Here is a 3,982-nt window from a genome sequence, read left to right on the forward strand (position 1 = left end):
CGGTGACGGCCAGCCACTCGGATACTCCAACGTGCTGCGTTCGCTCGCGGCGACGTCGGCGGCTCGCCAAGCACTGCTCGCCGGGTACTTCGAGCCATCCGAGGCGGACCAAGAGTCGGGAATGAAGCGGCCGACGGCTGCCCACCGTGCGATCGCATCGCTAGTGGCACGCGGAGCGGTGCGCGTCATCCTGACGACGAACTTCGACCGGCTCATGGAGAGAGCATTGGACGATGTCGGCATCTCGCCCCAGGTGATCCACACGCCTCAGCAGGTGCACGCGGCGACTCCGCTCGCGCACTCGAGGGTCACAATCGTGAAGTTGCACGGTGACTACCTCGATCTAGAGCAGCGAAACACCGTCGACGAGTTGTCGACCTACCCGGAAGCCTACGACAAGCTGCTCGACACGGCATTCGACGACTACGGGCTAATCGTGTCGGGCTGGTCGGCCGACTGGGATCACGCTCTGGTGGCCGCGCTGGAGCGGCGCGCCACCCGCCGCTACCCCTTCTTTTGGGCTGCATACTCTCGGCCTTCCGAGAGGGCCTCCCGGCTCGTTGCCCAGCACGACGGAGCCGTCATCGGAAACGTGCCCGCCGACGAGCTGTTCACCGACCTTGCGGCACGCCTCGAATCCCTCGACACGCTCACCGCGCCACCCTTGACACGCGACATGGCGGTGGCTCGGTTAAAGCGCGTCCTGCACGACCCGGTGCGGCGGATCGAGGTCACGGACATGGCCCAAGATGAGGCGGACAGGATCGTCAATCACGTCGCCGACCAGGGTCGGTTCCCTGTCTACATCCCTCAGGATGTGCCACCGGCCTACGACACCGCCCTAGCGTCGATGCGCAGCGAGAGCGACATCCTGTTGCACCTGCTCGCGACCGGAGTGTTTCACGACGATGGAGCCCACGATCGCGTATGGCTTAACGCCATTCAGCGGCTGCTGACGGCCCGCGGGCGGATCGATGGAACCTTCAACGAGTACCTCGACGCCTACCGTCACTACCCTGCGCTCCTCGCCACGTGGGTCGCAGGTATCGCGGCTATCGCGTCGGAGCGTGAGCACTTCCTCGCAAAGCTGCTAACTAAACCGACGTGGCGCCCTCAGTTCAATGACCGCACCCCGCGCCCCGCCGCCGACGTACTGCGGCCCATCTGGTTGCTGGAACCCAATTGGCTCAACGGCATGCCGAGGTGGGGCCAATCCACGCGGTACCTGTATCCCGCGAGCCGGTTGCTGCGCCTAGACGGCCGTGAGCCTCTGAGGACGCAACTGCCCGACGACGACGCCTACGCGGCGGCCTGCGACCGCTTGGAATGCTTGGCGTCTTACGTCGCTTGCGATCCCGCCCGGACGCCATCACGCCACGTGCCGTGGATGGGGGAGTTCATCTTGGACAGTCGATCCGACCGAGACGGGAACGGACTGGCTGCTCAGATCGCTCACGAGATCGATGAGGAGTGGCCGATGCTCGCCGCGTTTGACGGGGACGTCGAACGGGCCTCAAAGGCTGCGGCAGACACGGTTGAATACGTCCGGCAGCGCGGCCGCGGTTGGTAGAACCGGCTGTACGCATTCATGCACGTCCCGCTAAGCGCCGCTCTGCCGCACATCACCCGACGGCGCCTGGCCTCTGCGCTTGTGAGCGCCCCGTTTGCCTGTGCCAGTCGCGTTGCTGGGCACGGCTCTAGGGAATCAAGGGCGCGGCTCCGCCGCGCCACCGGGCCGGCTCAGGCCGGCTCACGGCAGGGAACCCCGCGCTCCGGCGCTTCGCGCCTACGCGCACCCCCACCACTCACCGGCCACCAGCCGGGACACCAGGGCCAAGCCGTGATCACTCCCCAGCCAACTGACCTTCGAGCCGCCGACCCGGCGCTTGATCATCCGCCCGACTCCGGGCCGCGTCCACGGCGCTGCGCGTCACTGCGTGATGGCCTCCGGCCACCGTGGACCCGGCCGCTCCGTCGGGCTCGTGTGCTCCGCTGTGGGTTCGGTGGCTCTCCCTGATCAAGCGGTGACATTCCTGAGCAGGGACAGGACCCCTAGAGGTGGTTTGGATCGTAAGCGCGCTCGACGTCGCCGAGTGGCTCCACGTGCGGTTGTCCGGGTTGCAGCACGTAGTAAGCGCCCTCACGTCTCAAGGGCGGCGGAAAGAGAGCGACGGTGTGTGTGTCCCGGACAAGGTTGGAGGCGCCACTAACGGTGACACTCTGCCTGTAGAGCCCACGTCCTCCTCGTTCCTCTTCGCTCTGGGCCACGAACATTTCAAATCGCTCGTGCCAGACCGCAATTGGATAGGTCTCATCCACATAGAAGTGTTGCTCCTCACCCGGCAGGAGCACCCCTCGGGACGGCTCGCCCACCCTCCGTGGCGTCGACTCCCACCTGACGGGCGATTCGTCAAAACTCTTGAGCGTTACGACGGCGGAGTATCGATAGTGCCGTGACTGGGCTTCGACATCGCCAAGTACGACCTTCTCCGTGACTTCACCTGACCCCTCAAAAAGGGCCTCAATCTGCCACGCGGCGAAGCTCGCGCGCCCCACAAGGGCCACCTTCGGAGCAAACGCGTCAAGGCGTTCGGTCTTCGCAAGCAGGAGTGCCTCACCAGCCTCGCGTGTTCGCTGCTCCGCCTCCGCTGTCGCGTCGCGCGCGGCCTCGCGCATGATCCGATTTTGATCTTCGGTGACTTCGACGCTCTTCTGCGCGATGGAGATTTGGCTCAGGCCGAATGCTGCAACGACAGCCGCAAGGAGAGTTTGGGCAGCTGGCGCCAGCGCGTCACCGACGGTGTCGCTAGGTCCGCGCCAGGCAATGATCAAGATGAAGGCTGCCACCCCGCCGACAAGAAGGGTTCCGGCGCCCCACAAAGCTCCCCTGCCTGCATGCCTCTGGCCCATGCGGCGCAGGCTACCCGGGCAAAGCCAGCGAACCACGTCAACAGGCGCGGCACACCGTGCAACGAACGTGCAACAGCGAACCGGTGGCGCCGGACTGGAGCGGGCAGTCACGGGCTTGTTAGCCAAGCACGATGCCGCCTCGGACTTCGCGTCGGCGGACTTTCCACGCTGATACGCGAGTTCGAATCCCGCCGCTCGCTGGAAAGGTACAGCGGCTGGTGGCTCTCCAGTCGCGTGCCCTGCGCCGGAATCGACCGATTCGCGCGGTTCTCCGCCTCCATCAGGCACACTTCCGCTCATGTCGTGGCCACCGTCTACAGAAGTCATCAGCATCGCGATCGCTATTGTCGCCCTGCTTACAGCGCTATGGGGGGCTCGACGCTGGGGTACGCGTCGTCCTCGGCTGCTGTTTGATGTGCGGGTTACCGCTCTGGCGCCCTCTGGGGACGTGGCAGGATCCGCTTTATCCGACTTCAGCGTGCACTACAAGGGAAGGGCGCTGACACAGCCCCACATGCTTACGGTCCTCTTCCGAAACGTGGGTCCCATCGACATCTCTAGCGACCGGTTCGACGCACTTCGACCTCTCAGGATCAAGCCGGGGCGCCGCTCGTGCCCGTTAGCGAATCGGTCGAGGCAGTGCCACCGCTCTCCTTGAGCGGCGACGGGGACGGCATGACACTGGACTTAGGTCCAACCCTGCTTCGGAGAGGGGAGGAGTGGGTCATCGACATGATCGTCGAGGGCGAGCCAGATGTCAGTCTGGACAACCCCCTCGTCGATACGGATCTGGTTGATGCTGAGCGCTATTGGAACCGCGTGATTTCATCGAACCTTCTCCAGTTCGCGCTACGCCACCCCGCGATGGTCTTTGGGCCAACTTCGGTCGACACCTTGGTTGACCAGACCACATCGATGCTGACCAGGAAGGGCGCACGGTTTCCGCGCGGGGGCAAACAGGCGCGATGACCGAGCAGTACCCGGGCCGGCGTGAACAGACCTCGGCTCGACGACTCCATCCACAGCCCGGGACTCCGGTGCTTCGTCCGCAACTAGGCAGTCAGTCCCACAC

At 65.0% G+C, this 3,982-nt stretch carries 3 protein-coding genes; 2 read left to right on the forward strand and 1 reads right to left on the reverse strand.

The features are described 5' to 3' along the window. Positions 1–1,570, forward strand: a 1,570-nt coding sequence (locus tag ACPYOM_RS21155) for an SIR2 family protein (RefSeq protein WP_481347461.1), incomplete at its 5' end; no start/stop codon positions are given. Between the two features lie 482 nt (positions 1,571–2,052). On the opposite strand, the gene ACPYOM_RS21160 is transcribed toward ACPYOM_RS21155, so the two are convergent. Next, the gene (locus ACPYOM_RS21160) at positions 2,053–2,910 is read right to left on the reverse strand and encodes a hypothetical protein (protein WP_481347462.1); all 858 of its coding nucleotides are present in this window, start codon (positions 2,908–2,910) and stop codon (positions 2,053–2,055) included. 732 nt (positions 2,911–3,642) lie between these two features. On the opposite strand from ACPYOM_RS21160, the gene ACPYOM_RS21165 reads away from it, so the two are divergent. Then, entirely contained in the window at positions 3,643–3,879 is a 237-nt protein-coding gene (locus ACPYOM_RS21165; RefSeq protein WP_481347463.1) for a hypothetical protein, read from the forward strand. Positions 3,880–3,982: the final 103 nt, after the last annotated feature.

This window comes from Monashia sp. HAY1-2A (assembly GCF_056755315.1).

Excerpts from the sequence above, each read along its gene's own strand:
- ACPYOM_RS21160 (WP_481347462.1), bottom strand. The coding sequence starts at position 2,910 with ATGGGCCAGAGGCATGCAGGCAGGGGAGCTTTGTGGGGCGCCGGAACC.
- ACPYOM_RS21165 (WP_481347463.1), top strand. The coding sequence starts at position 3,643 with ATGATCGTCGAGGGCGAGCCAGATGTCAGTCTGGACAACCCCCTCGTC.